This is a genomic window from Streptomyces sp. NPDC014870 (genome assembly GCF_043081505.1).
GTDB lineage: Bacteria > Actinomycetota > Actinomycetes > Streptomycetales > Streptomycetaceae > Streptomyces.
In genome coordinates this window covers 798,540-824,195 of sequence record NZ_JBIBWQ010000002.1, presented here as the reverse complement: position 1 = coordinate 824,195, position 25,656 = coordinate 798,540, and the positions used below count along the sequence as shown (strand labels likewise).

Genomic DNA, 25,656 nt, shown 5'->3' with positions numbered 1-25,656 from the left:
CCGGGCGAAACGGGGGCCCGCCGGTACGTGCCGGAGTCAGGCGGCCACGCGCGCGTGGACCACTTCGCCGCCGACCACGACGGTCTCGGCCACCGTGCCCGGGATGTCCTCCGGGTCGATCCGGAGGATGTCGCGGGAGAGGACGACGAAGTCCGCGAGCTTGCCGACCGTGAGCGAGCCTCGCTCCTCCTCCAGGAAATTGGCGTACGCCGAGCCCATGGTGTAGCCCTCGACGGCGCTCGCGACGTCGATCGTCTCCTCCGGCGTCCAGGGCTCTCCCCCGCCGTTCAGCGCGCGGCGGGTGACGGCGGTGTAGATGCCGACCATGGGGTCCATCTCGGCGACGTTCCAGTCGCTGGAGAGGGCGAGGACCGCGCCGGCGGCGTGCAGACTCCGCAGCGGCCAGGCCTTGTGCCAGCGGTCGGGGCCGATGTTCTCGGCCCAGTCCTGGCCGGGTCCCGCGATGTCGGGAGCGGCGTGGCGGGGCTGCATGCAGGCGACGACCCCGAGTTCGGCGAAGCGCGGGGTGTCGGCCGGGTCGAGGCACTCGACGTGGACGACCTGGTGGCGGGCGTCACGCGGGCCGTTGACGCTGCGGGCCCGGGCGACGGCGTCAAGGACCGTACGGATGCCCCGGTCGCCGGTGGCGTGCACGAAGCACTGGAAGCCGCGCGCGTCGAGGCCGGTGAGGAGATCGGCGAACTCCTCCGGCGGGTAGAAGGTGTCGCCGCGGTGGTGGCCGCAGCCGGCGTACGGCTCCAGGAGCGCGGCCGTGCGGGGTTCGACGACATCGTCGATGTACAGCTTGAGCGGGCCGACCCGCAGCCGGTCGTCGGCGAACTCCCGCGCCGCGGCCGCGAATTCGTCCAGCTCTCCGTCCGTGGTGCCGCGCGGGTGGAAGAGCGCCGCGACGATCCGGGAGCGGAGCCGCCCCTCGGCGCGGGCACGGGTGAACAGGGCGAGGTCGTCGAGGGAGTTCTGCGGTTCGACGACCGTGGTGATGCCGTACCCGACGGCGGCGTCGAGGGACGTGGCGAGGCGCCCGTACTGCCGGTCCGGCGAGGCCCACGGCACGCCGAGCTCACGCAGGGCGCGGTGGCCTGCGCGGGAGAGGCCCTTGACGGCGAAGTCCTTGACGAATCCGGTGGGTTCACCGGTCTCGGGGTCGGTGACGGCGGTGCCGAAGGGCAGGTCGGTCCGGTCGCGGGTGACGTCGAGCACCTTCAGGGCCGCGGTGTTGAGCCAGGCGGTGTGCACGTCGTAGCTGAGGACGAGGGCCGGGGTGTCGCCGGTGACGGGGTCGAGGTCGGCGGCGGTGGGCATGCGGCCGCCGGGGATCGCGGAGTAGTCGAAGGCCTCGGCCTCGATCCACGGGGCGTCGGGGTGGGCCGCCCGCCAGGTGGTGATCCGCTCGTGGATCGCGTCGAGGGTGCGGGCACCGGCGAGCTGGACGCAGGCGTCGTCGGAGCCGAGCCGTACGTGGTTGTGGGCGTCGATGAAGCCGGGCAGGACCAGGCGTCCGTCCGCGTCCAGGACCGTCGTGGCGGGGCCCGTCCAGCGTGCGGCGTCGGCGTCGGAGCCGAGCCAGACGATGCGCCCGTCGCGCACGGCCAGCGCCTCGGCCTCGGGCAGGCGCGGGTCGACGGTGTGGATCCTGGCCCCGGTGAGGACGAGGTCGGCCGGGGTGGTGGTGCTGCTGGTCATGGCGGGGTGAACTCCTGTGCCTGGCGAGGGTGTTACGGCTGTACGGGGGTGGCGGTGCGGCGCGCGAGGGCGACGTACACGAGCGCGGAGACGACGGCGCCGAGCAGGGTGAGGTCCGCGCCGCCGAGCGGGGCGACGAGAGGGCCGGTCCAGAGCTCGGAGTCGCAGGTCAGCGCGGCGAAGACCATGCCCGCGAGGAGGGCGGTGAGGCCGGCCGGGTGCCAGCCGCCCCGGTACCAGTAGGCGCCGCGCCCGCCGGCGTGCAGCGCGGCGGAGTCGTACCTGCAGCGGCGCAGGACCATGTCGGCGAGGAAGACGCCGCCCCAGGGGGCGAAGACGATGATCAGGAGGGAGAGGAAGGCGAGCAGCGAGGTGGTGAAGTCGGTGAGGAACAGCGCGCCGAGCGAGCCGAGGGCGGTGACGGCGGCGCTGACGACGATGGCGCGGGCGCGGGTCCAGGGGATGCCGAGGACCTGGAGGTTCAGGCTGGAGGAGTAGAGCGTGATGATCGAGTTCGTCACGGATCCGCCCAGGACCAGGGCGAGGAAGAGCGGCTGGAACCAGCCGGGGAGCAGCGTTTCGGCACCGACCACCGCGTCGGTCATGTCGGTCTGCGTCGCGGCGGCGACTCCGGCGACGCCGAGGGCGACGGAGGAGAGGAACCCGCCGAGCGCGCCGCTCCAGGTGAGGGCCTTGAGCGAGGTGGTGCGCGGCAGGTAGCGGGTGTAGTCGGCGGGCATCGGGACGTACGAGAACGGGCCCGCGAACATGACGACGAGGGCGAGGCTCCAGGCGGAGACACCCGGGGCCGCGGCGGGGGCGGACGTGTCGGCCCCGGGCAGGACGAAGACGAGGAGGGCGGCGAAGCCGAGGGCGAGGGCGTAGGCCATCCAGCGTTCGGCGACCTGGACCGTGGCGTGGCCCCAGAGCGCCACGGCGAAGGTCATGGTGAGGGTCACCAGGAGGGCGAGGGCGCGGGCCGTGTGGCCGCCGGCCCAGCCGAGGTCGGCGAGGAAGGCTTCGAGGGCGAGGGTGCCGACGACCGTGTTGACGATGGTGTAGCCGATGCTGACGATCCAGTTGACCAGTCCGGCGGGCCAGTTGCCGCGTACGCCGAAGGCGGCGCGCGAGATGACGAGGGTGGCGGTACCGGTGCGGACGCCGCTCAGGCCTGCGGCGCTGATCGCGAAGAAGGAGAGACCGCCGATCACGACGACCGCGGTGGCCTGCCAGAAGGAGAGGCCGAAGGCGACGGCGAGAGCGCCGTTGATGACGTAGGTGAAGGTGAGGTTGGAGCCGAACCAGAGCCAGAAGAGGTCCTTGGCACTGCCGTGGCGCTCGGCGTCGGGGATCGGGTCGATGCCGTGGCCCTCCACCTGGAAGACCTCGTCCTTGCGGACCTCCTCGCGGAAAGCCTCGTCGCGGCCGGTGTCCGGTGCTCTCTCCTGGTGCAGCATGCCCACTCCCAGACTTTGAATGACGTTCTAGAACTTAGAACAGGATTCAAGATGTGCGAGAGGTGACGGCCGCGTCAAGACCTCGGGCACCTGCGGTTAGAGTCGTGACCTGCAGGTGACCGGGACGGAGGCGGAGCGGGTGGCTGGGGCAGCACGACGGCGCGACGGGCACATCACCCAGGAGCGAATGCTCGAAGAGGCGATGGCGGCCATCGCCGAGGACGGACTCGCGGCGCTCACCATGTCGGCGCTGGCCGAGCGCCTGGGCACGAGCGGCGGCCACATCCTCTACTACTTCGGCAGCAAGGACCTGCTGCTGCTCGCCGTGCTGCGCTGGAGCGAGGCCGCCCTCGCCGAGGAGCGCAGGGCGCTGCTCGCCCGCCGGCTGACCGCTGAGCGCAAGCTCGACCTGTTCCTCCAGCTCTATCTGCCGCACGGTCCGCGCGACCCTCGGTGGATGCTCTGGATCGAGCTCTGGGCGCGCATACCGGCGAACGAGGCGCTGCGGGAAGCGCAGCGTGAGCTGGATCTGGGCTGGCAGGAGGATCTGGCCGCACTGCTCAGCAAGGGCGTGAGCCAGTCCCGGTTCGCCCCGATGGAGGCGGACGTGGTGGCCGCGCGCGCCTCCGAACTCCTCGCGCTCCTCGACGGCCTGAGTACCCGTGTGGTCCTCGGCGAACAGACCGGCCCTGCCGCCCGGCCGGCCCTCGCCGCCGCCCGGACGGCGGCGGCGCTCCTGGTGCCGCGCGGCTGAGGGATCTCAGGGCCCGTGCGGTGGGGGATCTCAGGGCCCGCGCGGTGGGGGCTCTCAAGGCCCGTGCGGTGGGGGCTCCGGGGGCTGCGGCGGTGTCCACGGTTCGGGAGCGGCCGTGGTGAGGGGCCAGTCCGGTGCGTCGGGATGGTGGCGGGTCTGGTCGGCGTACCAGCGGATCTGCTCGGTGTGCAGCGCGGGGCGGGACAGCTTGGCGACGGCCGGGTACGAATCCGCGATCACCTGGGCGAGGGCGAGAGCCGCCCCGGCGTCCGAGGCTGCGTCTCCGGGGTGGGCGTGCGGGACGCCGTACCACTCGGCGACGGCGCGCAGGGAGCGGCGGCCCGAGCGGTAGCGGTCGGCGTGCCGGTCCAGGACCAGGGGGTCGCAGACAGGGGCGACCCCCTGCGGGAGCCGCTCGGTCAGCGGGGCAAGACCGTGCCGCAGGAGTTCGGCGTGCAGGGCGCTCAGGACGTACGGGGAGAACCAGACGACGAGCACCTCGTGCGTCGCGAGGTGGTCGGCGAGGACGGTGGCGAGGTCGTCGAGGGCCTCGGGCGCGGGGGCGCCTTCGGCGCGGGCCCGCGCGAGGGCGGCGTCCAGTGCCGCGCCCCCGCCGGAGACCGGAGAAGGGATATCGGATCCAATATCCATGATCCAATCTCCGATGTACCCGTCGGATGACCGCACCGACGCGGAGAGGATCCGGTCCACGGACGTCCGGTAGCCGGTGGACACGATGTCCACCGCCAGGAGACGCCGGTGGTGCCAGCCCGGCACGTGCTGCCGGTCCGGCGGCTTCTCCTCCGGCACGTGCCCCGCGTGGAAGACCTGCCAGCCGTCCGACGGGCCGTGGCCGTGCCGGAGGACCCCCGTCCCGGCCGGTACGACGGCACCGCAGACCGCGCAGGGGCCGTCGTACTCGTTGGTGAGGTCGGGGGCCCCGGGGCTCATGAGGTCCCCGCACCGTCCCGGTACGCCTCGAGGAGCCGCAGCCAGGCCTCGCTCAGCGTCGGGTAGGACGGAACGGCGTGCCAGAGCCGGTCGATCGGGACCTCTCCGACGACGGCGACGGTCGCGGAGTGGATGAGTTCGCCGATGCCGGGACCGACGAAGGTGACGCCCAGGACGGTCTCGCGGTCCAGGTCGACGACCATCCGCGCGCGGCCGCGGTATCCGTCGGCGTACAGGCCGGCGCCCGAGACCGCGGTGAGGTCCAGGTCGACGGCGCGCACCCGGTGCCCGGCGCGCTCGGCCTCGGCGAGCGAGAGCCCGACGGAGCCGGCCTCGGGGTCGGTGAAGACGACCTGCGGGACGGCGGCGTGGTCGGCCGTGGCCGTGTGCGCGGCCCAGCGCCCGTCCGTGGGCAGCGAGGCTCCGGAGGCGCGGGCGGCGATGGCCGCGCCTGCGATCCGGGCCTGGTACTTGCCCTGATGGGTCATCAACGCCCGGTGGTTGACGTCTCCCACGGCGTAGAGCCAGTCGCTTCCTTCCACCCGGAGGGTGTCGTCCACCGGGAGCCAGGAGCCCGGCTCCAGGCCCACGGTCTCCAGGCCGATGTCCTCGGTGCGCGGGCTGCGCCCGGTCGCGAAGAGGACCTCGTCGCCCTCGACCCGGTCGCCGCCCTCCAAGACCACCGTGACCGGGCCGGTGCTCCCGTCGCGCACGACGGCGGCGACGGTCACGCCCGTACGGACATCGGCTCCGCCCTCGGTGAGCGCGTCGGCGACGTGGTCGCCGACGAAGGGCTCCATGCGGGGCAGCAGTCCCTTGCCCCGCACCAGGACCGTCACCCGGGAGCCCAGCGCCTGCCAGGCGGTCGCCATCTCGGCGGCGACCACTCCCCCGCCGACCACGATGAGCCGGTCCGGGACGTGGTGGGAGCTGGTCGCCTCGCGGCTGGTCCACGGCCGGGCGCCGGTCAGCCCTGGGAGGTCGGGCAGCGCGGCGCGGCTGCCGGTGCAGACCGCGACGGCGTGACGGGCGGTGAGGAGGTGGTGGTCGCCCTCGGGTCCTTCGACGGCGACCTTCCGCTCACCGCTCAGCCGGCCGTGGCCCCGGAAGAGGCGGGCGCCGGTGGACTCGAGCCAGCCGACGGCGCCGTCGTCCTTCCAGTCGGAGACGTAGTAGTCGCGGTGGGCGAGCACCGCCGCCGCGTCCAGCGGCCCCTGGACCAACTGCCGCAGGCCGGGGACCTTACGGGCGTCCGAGCGGGCGATGGCGGGACGGAGCAGGGCCTTGCTGGGCATGCAGGCCCAGTACGAGCACTCGCCGCCGACCAGTTCGCTCTCCACCACGGCCACGCTCAGGCCCGCCGCCCTGGCCCGGTCGACCACGTTCTCGCCCACCGGTCCCGCGCCCAGGACCACCACGTCGTACTCGTGCTCCACCTCGTGTGTCATGGGCCCCAGTCTGGTGGCAGGTGTGCGCCGTGGCCACAGGGGAAGGCGCGGCGTGCACGCAGGGGACCCGCACGGTGCACTCGTGGAACGGGGGCCACGCGCGCGTGGGGCGGCGCGGAATAGCGCGGCTCGATACGCGGTTGTGCGGGGCGAGTCCCCAGGGGACCGTGAAGGACACCCGCCAGGAGACCCGGAGAGGTAGAAAACATGAGCACTGTCGAGCTCACCAAGGACAACTTCGACCAGATCGTGAGTGACAACGACTTCGTTCTGATCGACTTCTGGGCTTCCTGGTGTGGTCCGTGCCGCCAGTTCGCGCCGGTCTTCGAGGCCGCTTCCGAGCGGCACGAGGACCTGGTCTTCGCCAAGGTGGACACCGAGGCGCAGCAGGAGCTGGCCGCCGCGTTCGAGATCCGCTCGATCCCGACGCTGATGATCGTCCGTGACAACGTGGCCGTGTTCGCCCAGCCCGGGGCGCTGCCGGAGGCGGCCCTGGAGGACGTGATCGGTCAGGCGCGCAAGCTGGACATGGACGAGGTGCGCAAGTCCATCGAGGACGCGAAGCAGCAGCAGGCGCAGCAGTAGGCGCGAGCCGCACGCCTCGCGGCGGCACGAACTGCAGCAGCACCCGGCGGGGGCGGTACGGGACTTCCCGTACCGCCCCCGCTCCGTCGGTTCAGCGCTCTCCGCCGGTTCAGCGCTCCAGGACGAGTGCCAGGCCCTGGCCGACGCCGATGCACAGGGCCGCGAGGCCCGTTCCCGAACCGGCCGCCGCCAACTGGTGGGCCACCGCGCCCGCGAGCCGTGCGCCGGAGGCGCCGAGCGGGTGGCCGATCGCGATGGCGCCGCCCCGCGGGTTGACGATCTCCGGGTCGAGTTCCGGCCACTCCGCGAGGCAGCCGAGGGACTGGGCGGCGAACGCCTCGTTCAGCTCGAAGGTCGTCAGGTCGGCGAAGGAGCGCCCCGCCTTGCCCAGGGCGCGCCGCACGGCCTCCACCGGCCCGAGCCCGAAGAGCTGCGGCTCGATTCCGGTGACGGCCGAGGCGCGGATCCGGGCGAGCGGCTCGCGACCGGTCTCCCGCAGCCCCTCCTCGTCCACGAGGAGCAGAGCGGCGGCGCCGTCGTTGAGGGGCGAGGCGTTGCCCGCCGTGACGGTGCCGCCCTCGGTCCGGAAGGAGGGCTTCAGCTTGGCGAGGGCCTCCATGGACGTGGTGTCGCGGATGCACTCGTCGCGGGTCAGCTCCACCCCCGGGTACGGCACGACCTCACCGTCGTACAGCCCCTTGCCCCACGCCTCGGCCGCCTTCCGGTGGCTGGCCAGGGCGAACGCGTCCTGCTGCTCGCGGGTGAGGCCGTGCTTGTCGGCGACGAGCTCCGCGCCCTCGCCGAGCGGGACGGTCCAGTCGGCGGGCATGCGCGGGTTGGTCATGCGCCAGCCCAGGGTCGTGGAGTGCAACTGCTGGTGGCCGGCCGGGAAGGCGCGTTCGGGCTTCTGCAGGACCCAGGGGGCGCGGGACATCGACTCGACGCCGCCCGCGATCGCCACGGACGCGTCGCCGACCGCGATGGCGCGCGCGGCCTGGATCACGGCCTCCAGACCGGAGCCGCACAGCCGGTTGACGGTCACTCCGGGGACGGAGGTGGGCAGGCCCGCGAGCAGGACGGCCATGCGGGCCACGTCGCGGTTGTCCTCGCCCGCGCCGTTGGCGTCGCCGAAGTAGACGTCGTCGATCCGGGCCGGGTCGAGCGCGGGCGCGCGGTCGACGAGGGACCTGACCACATGAGCGGCGAGGTCGTCGGGGCGGACGGCGGAGAGCGCTCCTCCGAACCTGCCGATCGGGGTGCGGACGGCGTCGACGATGTAGACGTCGCGGATGCTCATCGGTTCTCTCCCACGTGCCCTGGGGACGGTCCTCTTCGACCGACCGCCCACCAGTGCGTTCGCCTGGTGAATTTTCCTTCGTTGACGTGCGCGCAGAGTCTCCGCCCGGCGTGGGTTCCTGTCAACGGCGCCGAGGGGCGATACGTGGAGGGTGAAAGAACCCGGTCATGCCGCCGGCGCGGGCCGGACCAGCGCGGTCAGGCCGTAGTCCAGTTCGCGACCGTCCACCAGCAGCGCCTCGACGGTGCGGGTCCCGGGGTCGATGTCGGCTGCGATGCCGTGGCCCTCGTAACGCGGGTAGCCGGAGGAGCCCGTCCGGCCCGTGGCCTCCACGACCGCCGAGCGGACCGCGCTGTCCTCCACGGACGCGCCGCCCCGGTCCTCCACGTGCTCGGGGACGAGCAGGATCTCGTAACGCCGCGGCAGTGTGCTCATGCTTCGACGCTAAGCCGCTTCGCCCCACGGCGCCCGCCGCGACCGGCGGGACCTTCGCCGCACGGCCCTACGTCAGCTGGACTCCCGGGGAATGACGCGCGAGGCCATGAGTTCCTGCGCGCCCGGGGTGGCGTCGGGGTCGCGGACCGCGCTGTCGACGAGTTCGGCCAGGTGCCGGCCGATGACCATGTCGATCTCGACGGTGGTCAGCCGGGGCCGCAGCAACCGCCCGAGCAGCAGGTCGTCGGAGCCCACCACGGCCGTCTCGGCGGGGACCTCGATCCCGGCGTCCTGCAGCGCGCGCATGAGCAGCATCGCGTACTCGTCGTTGTAGGCGAACACCGCGTCCAGACCCAGCTCCCGCCAGCGTCCGGCGAGCGCGTCCGCCGCCCCCTCCTCGTACCGAAGCGGCAGCGGTACGACGGTGGCGTCGGTGCCCGCCACCGCCTGCCGGGCGCCGTCGAGGCGGGGTCCGGAGAACATCTCCAGGCCCGGCTCCTCCGGGATCACCACGCCGATCCGCCGCCGCCCGCGCTCCACCAGGTGCTCGACGGCGACCCGTCCCACCCGCCCCTGGTCCATGACCAGGGCGTGGGCGCCCTCGACCCGGTGCGGGCCGACCGTGATGACGGCCTTGGCCCCGGAGCGCTTGAGGATCTCCACTCCGCCGGGGGTGAGCTGGACCTCGCCCAGGGAGACCACCGCGACGGGACGCAGCTCCGCCCACGCGCGCGCGGCCTCGTCCCCTTCGAGCCCGAGGCTGCCGTACTGCACGACGGTGTAGTCGAGCCGGCGCAGGGCCCACTGCAGCTCGTTGAAGAACTGGCTGTACAGCGGGCCGATCGGCACGTGGGCGGTGGGCAGCAGGACCATCCGGCTGTGCCCGGCGCGCAGGCTGCGCGCCGCGGCGTGCGGGACGTACCCGAGCTCCTCGGCCGCCTCGCGGACCCGCTGCCGGGTCGGCTCGCTGATCCGTACGGCCGCCGTGTTGTTCAGGACGTAGCTCACGGTGGCTCTGGAGACGCCCGCGAGCCGCGCCACATCGGCGCTCGTCGGGACGGGACGTTCGGCGGACTGTCTGGGTGACTGGCTCATCGCTCCGGCATCTTTCCAGAACAATCCGGCCCGGAGTCTGGCGGATGGCCGGATTCGAGTGCTACACAGTGCTGACACGCGTCAGTGACACGTGTAACCCCATTGAAACTTCCGCTCCTCGCCCCCGCACAGGGCGATCTTCACCAGGAGGGCACCGTGGCCCTTTCCTCCTCCGAATCCGGCAGAGTCGGCACCGCCGGAGTCGACTCCCCTTCGGGCCCCCGGCCCACCCGTGGTCTGCTGCCTCTGCTTCTCGCCGGGAACACGGCGATGTACGCGCTCTACGTCGGTGTGCCCGGACTGCTGCTCGCGCTGCAGATCGAGGGGATCGACCCGGCGAACAAGGTGGCCAACTTCGGTCTGGTCTCCGGTGTTTCCGCGATCTTCGCGACGATCTTCAACCCGGTGGCCGGGGCCCTCTCGGACCGCTCGGGCCGGCGCAACCCGTGGATCCTGGCGGGCGGTCTGCTCGCGATACCGGTGATGTTCCTGCTCGGCAGCGTGGACACGATCCTGCTCGTGCTCATCGCCTGGTGTCTGGGCCAGGCCGTGATGAACGTCTACCAGGCCGCGATCACCTCCGTCGTGCCCGACCGGGTTCCCTTCGCCGCGCGCGGCAAGGCCTCGGCGGCGGTCGGGCTCGGCATGCCGATCGGCTCCACCATCGGCGCGCTGGTCGGCGCCGCGTTCTCGGAGGACTACCGCACCGGGTACCTGATCTTCGGCGTGATCGTGGCGGCCACCGGCGTCCTGTTCACCACCTGCGCCCGCGAGGAGCGGATGCCCGCCAAGGCGCCGCTGCCGGTGCGGCAGCAGCTCGCCGCCTTCGGCAGCGCGCTCAAGGACCACGACTTCCGCTGGGCGTTCATCGGCCGCGCGCTGCTCGTCCTCGGCTACTTCGCGGTGGCGGGCTTCCAGCTGTACATCCTCAAGGACCACACCGACCTGCCGGCCGGCCTCACCCCCGAGGAGGCGGTGGCGATCCTCATGCCGCTCAACTCCGCGGCCATGGTGGTCTCCACCGTCCTGGGCGGCTGGCTCTCCGACCGCTACGACCGCCGCAAGCTCTTCGTCGGGGCCTCCGCCGCGCTGGCCGCCGTCGCCTTGGTGATCCCGGCCGTCTCGTCGAGCTGGACCGCGATGCTCGCCTTCTCCGTCGTCAACGGCCTCGGATTCGGCTGCTACATGGCGGTGGACACCGCCCTGGTCACGATGGTGCTGCCGAAGGCCGAGGACGCGGCCCGCGACATGGGCGTGCTCAACGTCGCCAACGCGGGGCCGCAGATCGTCGCGCCGTTCGTCGCCTCGGTCATCGTCTCGCTGAGCGGCGGATACACGGCCCTCTTCGTGATCGCGGCCGTCCTGTCCGTTCTCGGGGCCCTCGCCGTGCGGCCGATCCGCGGCGTGCGCTGACCTCGTAGGCTCACGGGGCCACCCGTACGCCCCGTCCACCCGACCCGCGAGAGGCTTCGACGTGCTGCTCAACACCCGCACCTGGGGATCCGGAGACCGGATCGCGCTCCTGATCCACGGGATCATGTCCGACCACCGCACCTGGCGCCGGGTGGGTCCGGCCCTCGCCGAGCGCGGCTACCGGGCTATCGCGGTGGACCTGCGCGGCCACGGCGCCAGTGGCCGGGCGGCCGGGCCCGAGGGGTATGGCCCCGGGGAGTACGCCGACGATCTCGTCGAAACCCTGCCCGTCGGGGCCGAGTTGGCCCTCGGTCACTCGCTCGGCGGGCTGGCACTCGCCACCGCAGTGGAGCGGCTCGCCCCGCGGCGCGCCGTGTACGTGGACCCGGCCTGGCATCTGCCGGCCGGGGACACGGGATACAGCGCGGAGCTGTTCGTCGCCGCCACGTCCCTCGCGCGCGAGCACATCAGGATGTTCAACCCCCGCTGGGAGGAGGAGGATCTCGACATCGAGATGGCGACCATGCGGCTCTGGGACCAGCGTTCGGCCCACGGCCTCACCCCATGGGCGGGCCGCGATATGTGGCCCGCGAAGCCCGTGGTGCCCTCGCTGGTCGCCCTGGCCGACCCGAGCCTGCTGGTCTCGCCGGAGAACGCGCGGATGCTGGAGGACCGCGGCTTCGACGTCCGTACGGTGGCGGGCGCCGGGCACACGATCCACCGCGACGACTTCGACGGGTTCATGGCCGCCCTGGAGGGCTGGATCTGACGTACCGTGTGGGCATGGACGACGTCTCGATGGTGGGCATGCTCGGCCGGGTCACCGGCACCGTCGGGCCCGGCCTCGTGGGTGAGGTGATCGTCCGGATCCGGGGCGGCGCCGAGCACTTCCTCGCGTACGCGGCCGACGCCAAGGAGCGGATCCATCCCGGAACGGTCGTGATGGTCGTGGAACATCTCCCTCCACGCACCGTGTATGTCACAGCCGCGTACGACAGTTGACCGAAGCGTTGAGCACCCGTCCGTAGAGGCGCACACTCCCTTCACCGGATCCGCACGGCTCCGGTGAAGGGGGAGCTGCCCATGGCCATCGGCATCCTGGCGGGCGGCGTGGTCGTCGCCGTCCTCGTCCTCATCGCACTGTTCAAACTCATGTGGCGCGTCGCCGAGCCCAACGAGGCTCTGATCATCTCCGGTTCCAACCACAAGATGGAGGGGCTCGGCGAGGGTATGGGCTTCCGAATCGTCACCGGGCGGGGCACGCTCGTGATGCCGGGGGTCCAGGCGGTACGGAAGCTGTCGCTCGACCTCAACGAGACGCAGTTGCAGGTGGAGTGCGTCACCCACCAGGGCATTCCGCTGAAGGTCCGGGGCGTGGTGATCTTCAAGGTGGGTGACGACTTCGTGTCGATCGCCAACGCCGCCCGCCGCTTCCTCGACCAGCAGAAGCTCATGTCCGAGCGGGTGCACATCGTCTTCGCCGGTCATCTGCGCGCGATCGTCGGCGGGTTGACGGTCGAGGACATGATCCGTGACCGGGAGAAGCTGACCGGGCAGGCGCGTTCGGCCTGTGGCACGGAGATGGAGAAGCTCGGTCTGATCGTCGACTCGCTGCAGATCCACGAGATCGAGGACCCGACGGGGTACATCAAGAACCTGGCCGCGCCGCACGCGGCGGCGGTCCAGCGGGACGCCCGGATCGCGCAGGCCGAGGCCAACCGGCGGGCCACGGAGGCGGAGCAGCAGGCCGCCGCGCGGATGTCGGAGGCCACCCGGGACAGCGAGATCCTTCAGGCCGGCTACCAGGCGGAACGTGACCAGGCGTCCGCGAAGGCCCGGCAGGCCGGTCCGCTGGCCGAGGCCGGGGCGCGGCAGGAGGTCGTCGTCCAGGAGACGCGGGTCGCCGAGCTGGAGGCGCACCGCAAGGAACAGCAGCTCCAGGCGGACGTCCGCAAGCCGGCCGACGCGCAGGCCTACGAGACCAGGACCCGCGCCGAGGCCGAGCGCGACGCCCGGATCTCGGCGGCGCAGGCGGAGGCCAGGGAGACCGAACTCGCCAGCGCCGCGCGGGCGGCCGCGACCCGGCTGACCGGTGAGGCGGAAGCGGCGGCCCAGCAGGCGCGGGGGCTCGCGGTGGCCGAGGCGACCCGGGCGAAGGGTCTCGCCGAGGCCGAGGCGATCAAGGCGCGGGCGGCGGCTCTCGCCGAGAACCAGGAGGCCGTGGTCGCCCAGCAGCTGGCCGAGAAGTGGCCGGAGATCGTCGAGGCCGGGGCGTCGGCCTTCGGCAACGTGGACCAGATGGTCCTGCTGAACGGCGCGGACGGCATGGCCGAGATGTTCGCCAAGGCGCTGACCATGGGCGGGACGGGTCTGGGCCTCGCCCGGCAGTTGCTCTCGAACATGAGCCCCTCGACGGCGGCGGCTGAAGCGCCCTCGCCGAAGCTGAAGCTGGACGGCGCGGCTGTACCGGTTCCGGCGGTGCAGGTGCCGGCGGCCGCGTCGGCTCCCGCCGCAGAGGCGATTCCGGTCGGCGACGACGAGGCGTAGCCCTACCGGAGCGTACGGAGACAGGCCGGGCCCGGTGCCTTCATGGCGCCGGGCCCCGGTCGTGGTGAGGCGGAAGGTCAGTTGTGGCCGAACTTCCGTTCCTTCTTGTGGGAGACCTGCTCGATGATCGGCCTGGGCGTCTCCCGCACGACCGGTGTCGATTCCTTCGCTGCGGCTTCGGTCCGGTGTTCGTGGCCGCCCGTACGGGCACCCTTGTTCACCCGGGTCTGTTTCTTGCCCACGATCGTGCCTCCTGACAGCGGTACTCGGACGCTGGGGCCGTTTTCAGCCTCGCACGCGAGTACGAGCACCGCATGTCAGGAGAGGGCCCTCCGGAGGAGGGTCGCGCTCAGGCCGCGAGTACGCGCTGGAACGCACCGAGGGTCGCCCGCCCGGCCGTGCGGTCGAGGATCGCGAAGACGATCTCGTCGAAGTGGCCGGCGAACCGGCCGCCGCCCGTGAGCAGCGCCTGGAACGCCCGCGCGACCTCGGCCGGGTCGTTCTGGAAGACGCCGCAGCCCCAGGCGCCCAGGACGAGCCGGCGGTAGCCGCCGGCGACGGCGGTCTCCAGGACCCGTTCGGCGCGGGTGGCGAGCGCGGCCGGTATCCGGTCGGCCAGGTCCGGGGTCTGGCGGCGGACGACGCCGGCGTTCGGGGCGGGCGAGGTGAGGAAGCCGACGGTGAACGGCTCGTCCAGGAGTGCGCCGCGGTCGTCGCGGAAAACCGGGACGCCGGGCGACAGGATCACGCGGTCGGTGTAGAAGGCATCCTTCTCGGCCCGGTGGTGCGCGTAGAACTCGGGGGCGCGCAGGAGGGTGGTGTAGAGGGCGGAGGCCCGGCAGACCGCCTCTTCCTGGGCCTGGGCGCCGTTCAGATAGCCGCCGCCGGGGTTGCGGGCGGAGGCGAAGTTCAGGACGGCGACCGGGGTGGCCGGGTCGGCCCTGGTCAGTCGGCGGGCGGCGTCGAGGCTGCTCTCGTCGGTGACCTCGACCGCGGTGGCGCGGCCGGTCTCTGGGGTTACGGGGACGGGGTCGGGGCCGTACATCCGGGTGCCTGCCAGGGCGGCACTCAGCTCCTCCTCGATGGAGACGGACCGGCCGCCGGGGGCCCGGTACCGGCCCGCCTCGACGATCTCCTCGGTCTGCTTCGCGATCCCCCGCAGTCGTGCGCTCATGCCCAAAAGCATGATCGACTCCGCACTCCGGGGGCAACGGGATATTCACCCTGAGGCCGATGAGGCGCTCTTGCACGCCCGTCGACGGTGGCTTTAGGTGGAATCAGCGTCTATCGGGACGCCCATCGGAACACCAGTCCGAACGCCGACCGGAACAGGAGGAGACGACATGTCGCCGAGCGGTATACCGCGGAGCGGTCCGGCCATCAACGAGGACGAGGCCGAAGACCTGCTGCGATGTATCTGCTTCAAGACGGGCCCGCCCCGCACCGTCGGGGTGGAGGTGGAATGGCTCGTCCACGAGCTGCGCGACCCGCGGCTCCCCGTCCCGGCCGAGCGCCTTGCGCCGGCCTTCGACACCGTACGGTCCCTGTCCCTCGCCTCCCTGATCACCCTCGAACCCGGCGGACAGCTGGAGCTCAGCTCGCCTCCCGCCGACTCCCTGATGAGCTGCGTCGACACTCTCTCGGCCGATCTGCGCACGGTGCGTGACGCGCTCACCCCCCTCGGACTCTCCCTCAGCGGCTACGGGGTCGATCCCTGGAACGCGCCGCGCGAGCGGCTCCTGCGCGAGCCCCGCTACGACGCGATGGAGACCGCCCTGGACCGAACGGGTCCCGCCGGACGGGCCATGATGCGCGACTCGGCCTCCGTGCAGGTGTGCCTGGACGCCGGGCACGAGGAGCCTGGGCCGCTCGGCTACCACCGCCGCTGGCAGCTCGCCCATCTGCTCGGCGCCGTCCTGGTGGCCGCCTTCGCCAACTCTCCCCTGCACGGCGGCCGCCGGACGGGCTGGCGCTCGACCCGGCAGGCCCTGTGGACCGACCTCGACCCGGCGCGGGCCCTCGCCCCCGATCCGGGGCGCGAGCCGCGCGCCGCCTGGGCCGCGCACGTCCTCGACACCCCGGTGATGTGCGTACGGGGCGAGGAGGACGCGCCGTGGGACGTCCCGGAGGGGCTGACCTTCCGGGAGTGGCTGCGCACCGGGCGTCCCCGGCCCGCCGACGAGGACGATCTGCGCTATCACCTGACGACTCTCTTCCCGCCGGTGCGGCCGCGCGGGCATCTGGAGCTGCGGATGATCGACGCTCAGCCCGGCCCCGACGGCTGGGTCGTGCCGGTGGCCGTGACCACCGCGCTCTTCGAGGACCCGGAGGCGGCCGAGACGGTCTACCGGGCGGTCAAGCCCCTGGCGGAGCGGGCGGGTTCACTGGCGGCTCCGCGCAATCCGCTCTGGCTCGCGGCGGCCCGGGACGGCCTCGCGGACCCCGAACTGCACGCCGCGGCCCTGGTGGCGTTCCCGGCGGCACTCGAAGCGCTGCCCCGGATCGGCGCGAGCCCGGCCGTCGTCGCCGCCGTCGCCGCCTTCCACGAGCGTTACGTCCTGCCAGGCAGCTGTCCCGCCGACGATCTCCTGGAGGTGGCGTCATGACCGTGACCGACGACCCGACGGTCCTGCGGCGGCGGGCGCTGGACGCGCTCACCACCGCGCGGGCCCGCACCGCGCTCCTCACCTCCTGCGTCGAGGACGACGAACTCACCGCGCAGCACTCTCCGTTGATGTCCCCGCTGGTGTGGGACCTGGCCCACATCGGCAACCAGGAGGAGCAGTGGCTGTGGCGGGCGGTCGCGGGGCGTGACGCGCTGCGTCCGGAGATCGACTCGATCTACGACGCCTTCGAGCATCCCCGCGCCAGCCGCCCCACGCTGCCGCTGCTGCCGCCCGCGGAGGCCCGCGCGTACGCCTCGGACGTACGGGGACGGGTCCTGGACGTCCTGGAGCGGACCCCGCTGGAGGGCCGGCCGCTGGTGGAGGCCGCGTTCGCCTTCGGGATGATCGCCCAGCACGAACAGCAGCACGACGAGACGATGCTGATCACCCATCAGCTTCGGAAGGGGCCGCAGGCCCTGACCGCTCCCCCGCCGCCCGCCACGGAGACCGGTCCGCTGCCCTCCGAAGTCCTGGTGCCCGGCGGAGCGTTCACGATGGGCACATCGGACGAGGCCTGGGCGCTGGACAACGAGCGCCCGGCGCACAGCCGGTTCGTCCCGTCGTATTTCATCGACACCGTGCCGGTCACCAACGGCGCGTACATGGCGTTCGTGGCCGACGGTGGCTACACGGACGAGCGCTGGTGGCAGGCGGAGGGCTGGGAGCAGATCCGCAACCACGAGATCGGCGCGCCGCTGTTCTGGCGACGGGACGGCGGGCAGTGGACACGGCGCCGGTTCGGGGTGACGGAGCCGGTGCCCGAGGACGAGCCGGTGGTGCACGTCAGCTGGTACGAGGCGGACGCCTACGCACGCTGGGCCGGGCGCAGGCTGCCGACGGAGGCCGAGTGGGAGAAGGCGGCCCGGCACGACCCGGCGACGGGACGCTCGCGCCGCTACCCGTGGGGCGACACCGACCCGGCGCCCGAGCACGCCAACCTCGGCCAGCGGCACCTGCGGCCCGCCCCCGCCGGCAGCTATCCCGAGGGCGCCTCGCCGCTCGGGGTACGGCAGTTGATCGGGGACGTGTGGGAGTGGACGGCCAGCGACTTCCTGCCGTACCCGGGCTTCCGGGCCTTCCCGTACAAGGAGTACTCGGAGGTCTTCTTCGGACCCGCGCACAAGGTGCTGCGCGGTGGGTCGTTCGCGGTGGACGCCGTGGCCTGCCGGGGCACCTTCCGCAACTGGGACCTGCCGGTGCGCCGGCAGATCTTCTCCGGATTCCGCACCGCGCGTGACGCGGAGCTCTCCTGATGTGCCGCCATCTGGCGTATCTGGGACCTTCGGTGGCGCTCGGTGAGCTGCTCGCGCGACCACCGCACGCGCTGTACCGGCAGTCCTGGGAGCCGCGTCGGCAGCGGCACGGCACGGTCAACGCGGACGGATTCGGGATCGGCTGGTACGCCGAGGACGATCCGGTACCCGCGCGCTACCGCCGCGCCGTGCCCATCTGGGCCGATGTCGCCTTCCTGGACCTCGCGCGCGTGGTGCGCGCCGAGGCGTTCCTCGCCGCCGTGCGCGACGCGACGGTGCCGGGGGCGGACGGGGAGGCCGCGGCGGCCCCGTTCACCTCCGGGCCGTGGCTGTTCAGCCACAACGGATCGGTGCGGGACTGGCCGGGTTCCCTCGGCCCGGTGGCGGCGACACTGCCGTCCGAGGAGCTGCTCTCCCTGGCGGCGCGTACCGACTCGGCCCTGGTGTGGGCGCTGGTGCTGCGCCGGCTGCGGGCGGGCGACGGTCTCGACCGGGCGCTCGGGAACACCGTGGCGGAGGTCGCCGAGGCGGCCCCGGGATCCCGGCTGAACCTGCTGCTCACCGACGGCGCCACGATCGCGGCGACCGCCTGGGGGGACTCCCTCTGGTACCGGACGGAGCCGGGCCCCCCGGGCTCGGCCCGCACGGTCGTGGCCTCCGAACCGTACGACGACGACCCACGCTGGCACGAGGTGCCGGACCGCACGCTGCTGACCGCCACCCGTACCGATGTCACCCTCACCTCGCTCAAGGAGCAGTCCTCGTGAGTCCGTTCCAGCTGACCCGCACCCTTCCCGAGGACGCCACGGAGGCCGACCTGCGCGCCGACGTGCTCCAGGGCCTGACTCGTACACCCAAGGAGCTGCCGCCGAAGTGGTTCTACGACGCGCGTGGCAGTGAGCTCTTCGAGGAGATCACCCGGCTCCCCGAGTACTACCCGACCCGCGCCGAGCGGGAGATCCTGATCGACCGGGCGCCGGAGATCGCGGCGGTGACGGGCGCGCGGACCCTGGTCGAGCTGGGCTCGGGTTCCTCGGAGAAGACCCGTTTCCTGATCGACGCCCTGCTGCCGGGGCTCGACAGCTATGTGCCGGTGGACGTGAGCGAGTCGGCGCTGAAGGGCGCGGCCGACGCGCTGATCGCGGACCGGCCGCAGCTGCACATCCACGCCCTGGTCGCCGACTTCACCCAGGGGCTCGCCCTGCCGGGGACACCGGGGCCGCGCCTCGTGGCGTTCCTCGGCGGCACGATCGGCAATCTGCTGCCCGGCGAGCGTGAGACGTTCCTGCGCTCGGTGCGGGCCATGCTGGCGCCGGGCGACGCGCTGCTGCTCGGCACGGACCTGGTCAAGGACGAGGCGACGCTGGTCGCCGCGTACGACGACGCGGCCGGGGTGACGGCGGCCTTCAACAAGAACGTGCTGGCCGTCATCGCCCGTGAGCTGGACGCGGACGTCGAGCCGGACGACTTCGAGCACGTGGCGCTCTGGGACCGGGAGCGGGAGTGGATCGAGATGCGGCTGCGGGCGCGTCACGCGCTGACCGTGAAGATCCCGCAGCTGGATCTCGTGGTGCCGTTCGAGGCGGGCGAGGAGATGCGGACGGAGGTGTCGGCGAAGTTCCGTCAGGCGGGTGTGCGGGCGGAGCTGGCCGAGGCCGGGCTTGAACTGACCCGCTGGTGGACGGACAAGGAGGGGCGGTTCGCGCTGTCGCTGGCGACGGCGCGCTGAGCCGCCTGAGCGAGCGCACGACGGTTCGGATACTGGATCGTGGATATTGGATCCAGTATCCGAATTTCGGCGGTGAGTCCGCGGGCGGCGACGACCCGCCAGAGCGAGGCGCCCAGCGGATCCTCCCCCACGAAGGCCGCGGGCCCGACCGGCCGGTACTCGAGCCGTACCGGTAGCACCGGCACGGAGGCGTCGAGAGCGGCCTGGAACGCCGCGTGCCGGAAGGCGCCACCGCCCCGGCCGCACCAGGTCGACCCTTCGGGGAAGACGACCACCCGGCCGCCGCCGGCCATGGCCCGGGCCATCGTCCGGACGGTGTCGGGCAGCGCCCGCAGCCGGTCCCGGTCGATGAAGATCGTGCCGCCCCGCGCGGCGAGCGGGCCGAGCACCGGCCACTGCCGGACCTCCCGCTTGGCGAGCATGCGCCCGGGGAGGACCGAGGCGACGAGCGGGATGTCCAGCCAGGAGATGTGGTTGGCGACGATCAGGAACGGGGTGTCCGCCGGGGCGGGGACGCCGGTGACCACGACCCGGACGCCGAAGGACCGCAGGACCAGCCGGCACCACACCCGGACGAGCGCCCGCCGACCGGCGGAGGGCAGCGGCACCGCCAGCGGCGAGAGCACCACCCCGGCGAGGACGGCGGTCATGCCCAGGACCAGCCGGAGCACCGCGAGGACGGATCCCGCGACCGGTCCTGAGTGCCGTGCGCAGGGGTCGGGCGCGCACGGCGACGTCGGCAGCCAGGGGGAGACGGGGCCGGCGGTGGTCACTGCGCCGGGGCGAGGGAGAGGAAGTGGTTCAGGTAGCGGGGGTTGGTGTTGCGCAGCGACAGCAGGACGTAGAGGTCGGCGACCCCGAAGTCCACGTCGTGGGCGGGGGCTCCGCAGACCCAGGCCCCGAGCCGGATGTAGCCGCGCAGCAGCGGCGGGAGTTCCACGCGGCCCTCGGGGCGGGCGATCCCGTCCGGGGTCCAGAGCTTGTGCGGGGTGACCCAGTACTCCTCGGGGGCGAGGTGCTTGGCCTTGACCCGGTCCCAGGTGGCGGCGGCGAGCGTGCCGCCGTCGGACAGCGGTATCGAGCAGCACCCGGCGAGCCAGTTGTGGCCGGTGCGGGTCATGTAACGGGCGAGACCGGCCCAGATCAGGGCGATGACGGCGCCGTTGCGGTGCGCGGGGTGGACGCAGGAGCGGCCCACCTCGACGAGGTCGTCGCGGATGGGGCCGAGGCGGCCGAGGTCGAACTCGCTCTCGGAGTAGAGGCGGCCGGCGACCCGGGCGCGGTCCGGCGGCAGCACCCGATAGGTGCCGACGACCTCGCCGGTGGTCTCCTCGCGGACGAGCAGATGGTCGCAGTAGGCGTCGAAGGCGTCGATGTCGAGGCCCGGCTCGGGTCCGTCGAGGTGGGCGCCCATCTCACCGGCGAAGACCTGGTGGCGCAGCCGCTGGGCGGCGCGGACGTCGTCCTGGTCGCGGGCGAGGCAGACGATGTAGCGGGGCTCATCGGCGGTCCTGTCCGCGGCGAGGGGCTGGGGCTGCGCCGGGACACCCGTGAGCGGGGCGCCCGTCAGCGGGGGGCTCATGAGGGGGACACCGGCGGGGACGGGGACAGCGGGTGCGACAGTGGCTGCGGGGGACGGTGCGGGCATGTCGGGCTCCTCCGGCGTACGGAAGGGGGACGGTGAGGGCCGGACCGGGTGAGCGGTGGTCCGGCTCCTTACTTCTTCCGTGGCCGATTGGATTCGACATGACCGTTCGGGGGATCGCGGGTGTGTAGGCGCTGAATGCTGTGGTCGGTGGACCCCGCGCGGCCTGCCGTGTTCCGGGCGCTCGCCCGCAACCCGCTGCTCCCCCGCCCCGCTGCTCCTCCGCCCCTCCCTGTCCCCCCGCCCCGACCTGCTCCCCCGCCCCGCCGCTCCGGCTCCCGCGCTACTCCGCGAGGGCCTGCGTGATCCGGGTCGAGGCCGCCTCCGCGGCCTTCTTCGGGTCCTCGCCCTGGAGCACGGCGGTCATGTAGGGCTTGATCGGGTTGGCGGCCTCGACGTCGGCCCACTGCGGCGAGTTGGGCGTGGCCTTGCCGCGCGCGGCGCCGACGGCCATGACGGCGGTGGCCTCCTGGCCCTCGACGACCGAGGCGAGGGAGGTCTTGTTGGGGACGTAGTTCATGGCGCGGGCCAGTTCCGTCTGCCACTTCTCGCCGGCCAGGGCCTTGACGACCTCGATCGCGGCGTTCCGCTGCGGCGCGTTCTCCGGGACGATCAGGTCGGAGCCGCCGGTGAAGACGGCGCAGGGCCGACCGGCCTTCTTGCCGGGTATCGGGAAGAAGCCCAGCTTGTCCTCGAGCTCGGGGTTGGCCTTGGTGATGGCGGCGACGGCGCTCGGGGTGGCGATGATCTGGGCGACGTCGCCCTTGGCGAAGACCTCGGCCTGGGGCGGTGTCTGCTCGTCGGCGTTCTTGGGTCCCGAGCCGAGCGACTGCAGCTCCTTGTAGAAGTCCATGCCGCGCAGCGCGGCGGGGCTGTCCAGGGCGCCGGTCCAGTCGCCGCCCTTGTCCACGGCCAGCTCGCCGCCCTCGTCCCAGATGAACCCGGCGAGCGTGTACCAGTCCTGTCCGGCGAGGTAGATGCCCTGGGATCCGTCGCGGTTGAGCTTCTCGGTGTCGTCGAGCCACTGGGCCCGGGTGGCGGGCGGCTTGGTGACGCCGGCCTGCGCGAAGAGGTCCTTGTGGTAGATCACCACGCGGTTGGCGGCGTACCAGGGGATGCCGTACTGCGATCCACCGATGCGGCCGGGCTCGGCGAGACCGGGCAGCCAGTCGGAGCTGCCGAGGTCGCGCACGGACTCCAGGGTCAGGTCGTAGAGCTTGTCGGTGTCGGCGTACTGGGCGACCTGGGTGTTGCCGACCTCGATGACGTCGGGGCCGCCCTCGCCGCGGATGGCCTCGGTGACCTTCTTGCCGATGCCCGTCCACTCCTGGAAGGTGAACTTCAGCTCGACGCCCTCGTGCTGGGCCTCGTAGTCGGCGGTGAAGCGCTGCAGGAAGTCCTCGCTGACGCTGTCGCGCATCAGCCAGACGTTGACCGTGCGGGTCGCGTCGCCGGAGCCGGGGAGGAGCCCGCAGCCGGCGAGGGCGAGGGCGGTCGCCAGCGGACAGACCAGGTGTCGGTTCTTCACGGAGGTCACCTTCTGCGTCCCATGGAGGGACTGCGGTTGGGGAGCTGACCCGTCGTGGGGGGACCGAACGGCGTGTTCGTGCGGGTGTGTGGGTTGGATTCTGGTCTGGACCAACGGAGCGGTCAAGCCCCGGACGCCCCGGTTCCGGGCAGGCGCACACCAGGCGCCTGCCCGTTACCGCAGGTAGCACGGAGCCCGTGACGTCAGACGGCCGGTACGGAGTCCTCGAAGGCCGTGCCCGCCGTCCGGTACGCCGCCACCTTGGCGGCCACCTGCGCCGGGGTCAGGACCTGGTCCTTCACGTGCAGGACGTAGTCGACCTTCTGGTCGTAGGACCGGGGCGTGGTGGAGGTCTGCCCCTGGAGGTCGATGAGCCACTGGTTGAAGTTGATGGACATCGGGCGTTCGGGCAGATAGCGGGCGTCGTGCCGGCCGAACTCCTGGCCGTCGACGTAGTAGACGATCGTGCTGTCGTCGATGGTCAGGACGAGGTCGTGCCAGCCCGCGTAGCTCGCCCGGACCTCGGAGTGCTGGTTGACGGCCTCCCACGGGTCGGGCCGGTAGGTCTCCCACGAGGTGGTGTAGAGGATGTTCGCGGGCTCGCCCCAGCCGCCGTTGGGCAGGTACTCGAAGTCGTACTCGGCGTAGTCGTCCGCCATCGGCGCCTTGAGGTCGTTGATGGTGAAGAAGGTCTGCACGAGCCGGTCGCCGTCCGGTCCGGAGAGCGGCGCGTCGGAGAAGCGGACCCGGGCCGCGTACGTCCCGTTCTTGAACTTCATGGACCGGGTGAGGATCTCGGTCTGCCGGGTGGATTCGGCGGTGCCGGCCGTCGAGGTCCGCAGGTTCATGATCGAGTTGGTGCCCTCCTTGGCGAAGGTCACGTTCTCGGGCGCCCAGGCGGCGCCCGGCACGCCCGGACCGCCGGAGTTGGACCGCACGCTCCAGCCGTGCGCGGCGATCGCCGGGTCGGTGTGGCCGGTGTAGTCGAAGTCGTCGAAGAGCGCGGGCCCGCCGGTGGGCGGCGGGGTGGTCGGGTCGGTGGGCGTCGGGGTCGGGGTCGGCTCGTTGCCCTCGGGTGCCGTGCCCCAGACCTGGACGCCGCCGACGGTGGCGGTGACCTTGCTCCAGTTCGCGTACGTCGTCTGCGTCGGGCCGAAGGAGTAGTCGTCACTCTGGTTCAGCGGCTGCCAGTTGGAGCGGTGGAAGCGCAGCTGCATGTCGCCGGTGTCGGCGCCGGGGGCGAGGCTGCCGGCGCCCGCGGTGAAGCCGACCTCCAGATAGCGGTCGGCGGTGGCCGTGGGGTGGGCGAGGGTGCCGAAGGTCCCGGTGAGGTTCGCGCAGCCCTTCACCGCCCAGGAGCAGGCGTAGGTGTACGAGGCTCCCGCGTCGGCCTTGAAGTAGTACCGCAGCTTCACCTGGCTCAACGGGACGCTCGCCGTACCGGAGTTGACGACCTTGAACCACGGCTCGGCCTGGTCGCTCCCGGTGGCGCTCTGCCGGTACTGCACGGTCACGGCCTCGCCGGCCGCGGCTGCGGGCAGCGCGGTCAGGGCGGTGGCGCCGAGGCCGGTCACACCGGCGACGGCGAGCGCGGCCCGTATCCGCAGCGTCGTCTGTCGGGTACGCGTTCGGGTACTCATGAGGATTCCTCTCCTTGGACGGAGGTGGGGGAAAGGCGGCGCGGCACCCGGAGGGTGTCGAGCCGGGTCCGGTGGTGGTGCAGCCGCGCCCGGAAGCCGGGCCAGTCCCGGCGGCCGGTCCAGGCGGTCTCGGCGAGGGCGCAGAGCCGGGGGAAGGCCAGGTACTCGGCGTGGGCGCCGGTGGGGACGTACTCCGTCCACAGCTGGGCCTGGGTGCCGAGGACCCGAGCGCTCTCCTCCGGGCTCCAGTGGGCGGGCGCGGGGTCGGTGGCGAGCACGGTGCGCAGGTCCACGACCGCGCCGGGCTGGCCGGGCGGCTCGTGGGGGCTCGCCGACTGGGGGTAGTCGAGGTAGGTGGAGCGGTGCGGCGCCATCACGACGCGGTGGCCGCGGCGGGCTGCGGTGCGGCCGTGGGCGGAGTCGCGCCAGGGCATCACGGTGAAGTACGCGGGGAGGTCGGCACCGGTCTCGGTCCAGCCGAGCGGGTGGCGGCCGGCGTCGCGGAGATGGCCGCCGATCCGCTCCATGAACCAGCCGTGCAGGGCGTCGGGCCCGTCGAGTCCCTCGTCGGCGACGCGCCGGAGGGCGGCGGGCGAGGCGTGCCACTCGGTCGTGGGGCACTCCTCGCCGCCGATGTGGACGAACGGCGAGGGGAAGACGTCCATCACCTCGTCGAGGACGTCCCGGCAGAAGTCCAGGACCTCGTCGTGGACGCCGAGGACGGTGTCGCAGACGCCCCAGCGGTCCCAGACCGGGAGGGTGCGGTCCGGCCGGTTGCCGAGCGAGGGGTAGGCGGCGAGGGCGGCCCTGACGTGGCCGGGCATCTCGATCTCGGGCACGACGGTGATGCCGCGTGCGGCCGCGTGCCGTACGAGGGCGGCGAGTTCGGTACGGGTGTAGGCGCCGCCGTGCGGATGGCCGCCGATCTCGGTGAGCCGGGGGCGGGCGGCGACCGGCATGCGCCAGCCCTGGTCGTCGGTGAGGTGGAGGTGGAGGACGTTGAGCTTGTGGAGGGCGAGCAGGTCGACGTATCTGCGGAGGAAGTCGACGGACCGGAAGGTGCGGGAGACGTCGAGCATGGTGCCGCGCCAGGAGAACCGGGGCACGTCGGTGATCTGGACGCAGGGCACGGTCCACTCGACGCCGGCGACCGGGTGGTCGAGGAGGGCCTCGACGGGCAGGAGCTGACGGAGCGTCTGCACGCCGGCGAGCAGGCCGCGCGGGGTGGCGGCCCGTAGCAGCACCGCCCGCGCGCCGACGGTCAGGCCGTATCCCTCCTCGCCGAGGCCGGTGAGGGCCGGGTCGACCGCGAGGACGACGGACCCGTCGGGACGCTCGGGCAGCGTCAGACCGGTGGCGGGCCGGAGGAGGGTGCGCAGCAGATCGGCGGCGCCGTGGGCGCCGGTGCCGACCTTGAGCGTGACGGTCTCGTCGAAGGTGAAACTGCCCGGCAGTGAGGTGAGTTGGGTGGGCTCGGGCACGAGCGAGGGCGTGGGGTGGGGGCGCATG

Annotated in this window: 24 protein-coding genes; 10 read left to right on the top strand and 14 right to left on the bottom strand. The window is 72.7% G+C overall.

Annotated features, from left to right (window positions below):
* Positions 1-36: 36 nt before the first annotated feature.
* A complete protein-coding gene (locus ACF09C_RS08270) occupies positions 37-1,704 on the bottom strand; it encodes an amidohydrolase (RefSeq protein ID WP_392090080.1) in 1,668 nt (555 codons plus the stop codon).
* Between the two features lie 32 nt (positions 1,705-1,736).
* Positions 1,737-3,161, bottom strand: coding sequence for a purine-cytosine permease family protein (locus tag ACF09C_RS08265; RefSeq protein WP_392090078.1), 1,425 nt, complete (start codon positions 3,159-3,161; stop codon positions 1,737-1,739).
* Positions 3,162-3,300: 139 nt separating this feature from the next.
* Here ACF09C_RS08265 and ACF09C_RS08260 point away from each other — a divergent pair, with 139 nt between their 5' ends.
* Positions 3,301-3,915 (top strand): TetR/AcrR family transcriptional regulator, encoded by a 615-nt coding sequence (locus ACF09C_RS08260; protein ID WP_392090076.1) that lies wholly within the window; start codon positions 3,301-3,303, stop codon positions 3,913-3,915.
* A 54-nt stretch (positions 3,916-3,969) separates the two neighbouring features.
* On the opposite strand, the gene ACF09C_RS08255 is transcribed toward ACF09C_RS08260, so the two are convergent.
* Both ACF09C_RS08255 and ACF09C_RS08250 read right to left on the bottom strand, forming a co-directional pair.
* Complete coding sequence (locus ACF09C_RS08255; RefSeq protein ID WP_392090074.1) at positions 3,970-4,866, bottom strand: hypothetical protein; 897 nt, start codon at positions 4,864-4,866, stop codon at positions 3,970-3,972.
* Complete coding sequence (locus tag ACF09C_RS08250; protein WP_392090072.1) at positions 4,863-6,314, bottom strand: dihydrolipoyl dehydrogenase family protein; 1,452 nt, start codon at positions 6,312-6,314, stop codon at positions 4,863-4,865. Before ACF09C_RS08250 ends, ACF09C_RS08255 begins: the two co-directional genes overlap by 4 nt.
* Before the next feature lie 207 nt (positions 6,315-6,521).
* On the opposite strand from ACF09C_RS08250, the gene trxA reads away from it, so the two are divergent.
* Positions 6,522-6,899 (top strand): thioredoxin, encoded by a 378-nt coding sequence (gene trxA, locus ACF09C_RS08245; protein WP_362415181.1) that lies wholly within the window; start codon positions 6,522-6,524, stop codon positions 6,897-6,899.
* Positions 6,900-7,008: 109 nt separating this feature from the next.
* Here the strand turns inward: trxA and ACF09C_RS08240 are convergent, their stop codons facing one another.
* The 3 genes from ACF09C_RS08240 to ACF09C_RS08230 form a co-directional block, all read right to left on the bottom strand.
* Positions 7,009-8,196, bottom strand: a complete 1,188-nt coding sequence (locus tag ACF09C_RS08240) for a thiolase family protein (RefSeq protein WP_392090070.1) — start codon at positions 8,194-8,196, stop codon at positions 7,009-7,011.
* Positions 8,197-8,361: 165 nt separating this feature from the next.
* Complete coding sequence (locus ACF09C_RS08235; RefSeq protein WP_392090068.1) at positions 8,362-8,631, bottom strand: hypothetical protein; 270 nt, start codon at positions 8,629-8,631, stop codon at positions 8,362-8,364.
* Between the two features lie 72 nt (positions 8,632-8,703).
* Positions 8,704-9,726: a LacI family DNA-binding transcriptional regulator gene (locus tag ACF09C_RS08230; protein WP_392090066.1), complete on the bottom strand. Its 1,023-nt coding sequence runs from the start codon at positions 9,724-9,726 to the stop codon at positions 8,704-8,706.
* Between the two features lie 156 nt (positions 9,727-9,882).
* On the opposite strand from ACF09C_RS08230, the gene ACF09C_RS08225 reads away from it, so the two are divergent.
* From ACF09C_RS08225 to ACF09C_RS08210, 4 genes are all read left to right on the top strand, one after another.
* Positions 9,883-11,139: an MFS transporter gene (locus tag ACF09C_RS08225; protein ID WP_392090064.1), complete on the top strand. Its 1,257-nt coding sequence runs from the start codon at positions 9,883-9,885 to the stop codon at positions 11,137-11,139.
* A 61-nt stretch (positions 11,140-11,200) separates the two neighbouring features.
* Positions 11,201-11,908, top strand: coding sequence for an alpha/beta fold hydrolase (locus ACF09C_RS08220; protein ID WP_392090062.1), 708 nt, complete (start codon positions 11,201-11,203; stop codon positions 11,906-11,908).
* Between the two features lie 14 nt (positions 11,909-11,922).
* Complete coding sequence (locus ACF09C_RS08215; RefSeq protein ID WP_362415169.1) at positions 11,923-12,141, top strand: hypothetical protein; 219 nt, start codon at positions 11,923-11,925, stop codon at positions 12,139-12,141.
* A gap of 81 nt (positions 12,142-12,222) precedes the next feature.
* Positions 12,223-13,686, top strand: coding sequence for a flotillin family protein (locus tag ACF09C_RS08210; RefSeq protein WP_392090059.1), 1,464 nt, complete (start codon positions 12,223-12,225; stop codon positions 13,684-13,686).
* Between the two features lie 77 nt (positions 13,687-13,763).
* On the opposite strand, the gene ACF09C_RS08205 is transcribed toward ACF09C_RS08210, so the two are convergent.
* Together ACF09C_RS08205 and ACF09C_RS08200 are read right to left on the bottom strand one after the other, a co-directional pair.
* Positions 13,764-13,928, bottom strand: coding sequence for a hypothetical protein (locus ACF09C_RS08205; protein WP_362003070.1), 165 nt, complete (start codon positions 13,926-13,928; stop codon positions 13,764-13,766).
* Between the two features lie 107 nt (positions 13,929-14,035).
* Positions 14,036-14,860, bottom strand: a complete 825-nt coding sequence (locus ACF09C_RS08200; protein WP_392090057.1) for a TIGR02452 family protein — start codon at positions 14,858-14,860, stop codon at positions 14,036-14,038.
* 169 nt (positions 14,861-15,029) lie between these two features.
* Here ACF09C_RS08200 and egtA point away from each other — a divergent pair, with 169 nt between their 5' ends.
* The 4 genes from egtA to egtD are packed head-to-tail and all read left to right on the top strand — an operon-like array spanning position 15,030 to position 19,334.
* Positions 15,030-16,292, top strand: coding sequence for an ergothioneine biosynthesis glutamate--cysteine ligase EgtA (egtA, locus tag ACF09C_RS08195; RefSeq protein WP_392090055.1), 1,263 nt, complete (start codon positions 15,030-15,032; stop codon positions 16,290-16,292).
* A complete protein-coding gene (egtB, locus tag ACF09C_RS08190; protein WP_392090053.1) occupies positions 16,289-17,605 on the top strand; it encodes an ergothioneine biosynthesis protein EgtB in 1,317 nt (438 codons plus the stop codon). The genes egtA and egtB overlap by 4 nt, the downstream gene beginning before the upstream one ends.
* Entirely contained in the window at positions 17,605-18,372 is a 768-nt protein-coding gene (gene egtC, locus ACF09C_RS08185; protein WP_392090051.1) for an ergothioneine biosynthesis protein EgtC, read from the top strand. Before egtB ends, egtC begins: the two co-directional genes overlap by 1 nt.
* Positions 18,369-19,334 (top strand): L-histidine N(alpha)-methyltransferase, encoded by a 966-nt coding sequence (egtD, locus tag ACF09C_RS08180; RefSeq protein WP_392090049.1) that lies wholly within the window; start codon positions 18,369-18,371, stop codon positions 19,332-19,334. Before egtC ends, egtD begins: the two co-directional genes overlap by 4 nt.
* Here egtD and ACF09C_RS08175 read toward each other — a convergent pair.
* The 5 genes from ACF09C_RS08175 to ACF09C_RS08155 form a co-directional block, all read right to left on the bottom strand.
* Positions 19,229-20,107, bottom strand: a complete 879-nt coding sequence (locus ACF09C_RS08175) for a lysophospholipid acyltransferase family protein (protein WP_392090047.1) — start codon at positions 20,105-20,107, stop codon at positions 19,229-19,231. The genes egtD and ACF09C_RS08175 overlap by 106 nt on opposite strands.
* Positions 20,104-20,982 carry a GNAT family N-acetyltransferase gene (locus ACF09C_RS08170; protein WP_392090045.1) on the bottom strand — a complete coding sequence of 293 codons (879 nt, stop codon included), beginning with the start codon at positions 20,980-20,982 and terminating at the stop codon, positions 20,104-20,106. The genes ACF09C_RS08175 and ACF09C_RS08170 overlap by 4 nt, the downstream gene beginning before the upstream one ends.
* 280 nt (positions 20,983-21,262) lie before the next feature.
* Positions 21,263-22,507: an extracellular solute-binding protein gene (locus ACF09C_RS08165; RefSeq protein WP_392090043.1), complete on the bottom strand. Its 1,245-nt coding sequence runs from the start codon at positions 22,505-22,507 to the stop codon at positions 21,263-21,265.
* 203 nt (positions 22,508-22,710) lie between these two features.
* Complete coding sequence (locus ACF09C_RS08160) at positions 22,711-24,147, bottom strand: cellulose binding domain-containing protein (RefSeq protein WP_392090041.1); 1,437 nt, start codon at positions 24,145-24,147, stop codon at positions 22,711-22,713.
* Entirely contained in the window at positions 24,144-25,655 is a 1,512-nt protein-coding gene (locus ACF09C_RS08155; protein WP_392090039.1) for a beta-N-acetylhexosaminidase, read from the bottom strand. The genes ACF09C_RS08160 and ACF09C_RS08155 overlap by 4 nt, the downstream gene beginning before the upstream one ends.
* Between the last annotated feature and the right edge of the window lies 1 nt (position 25,656).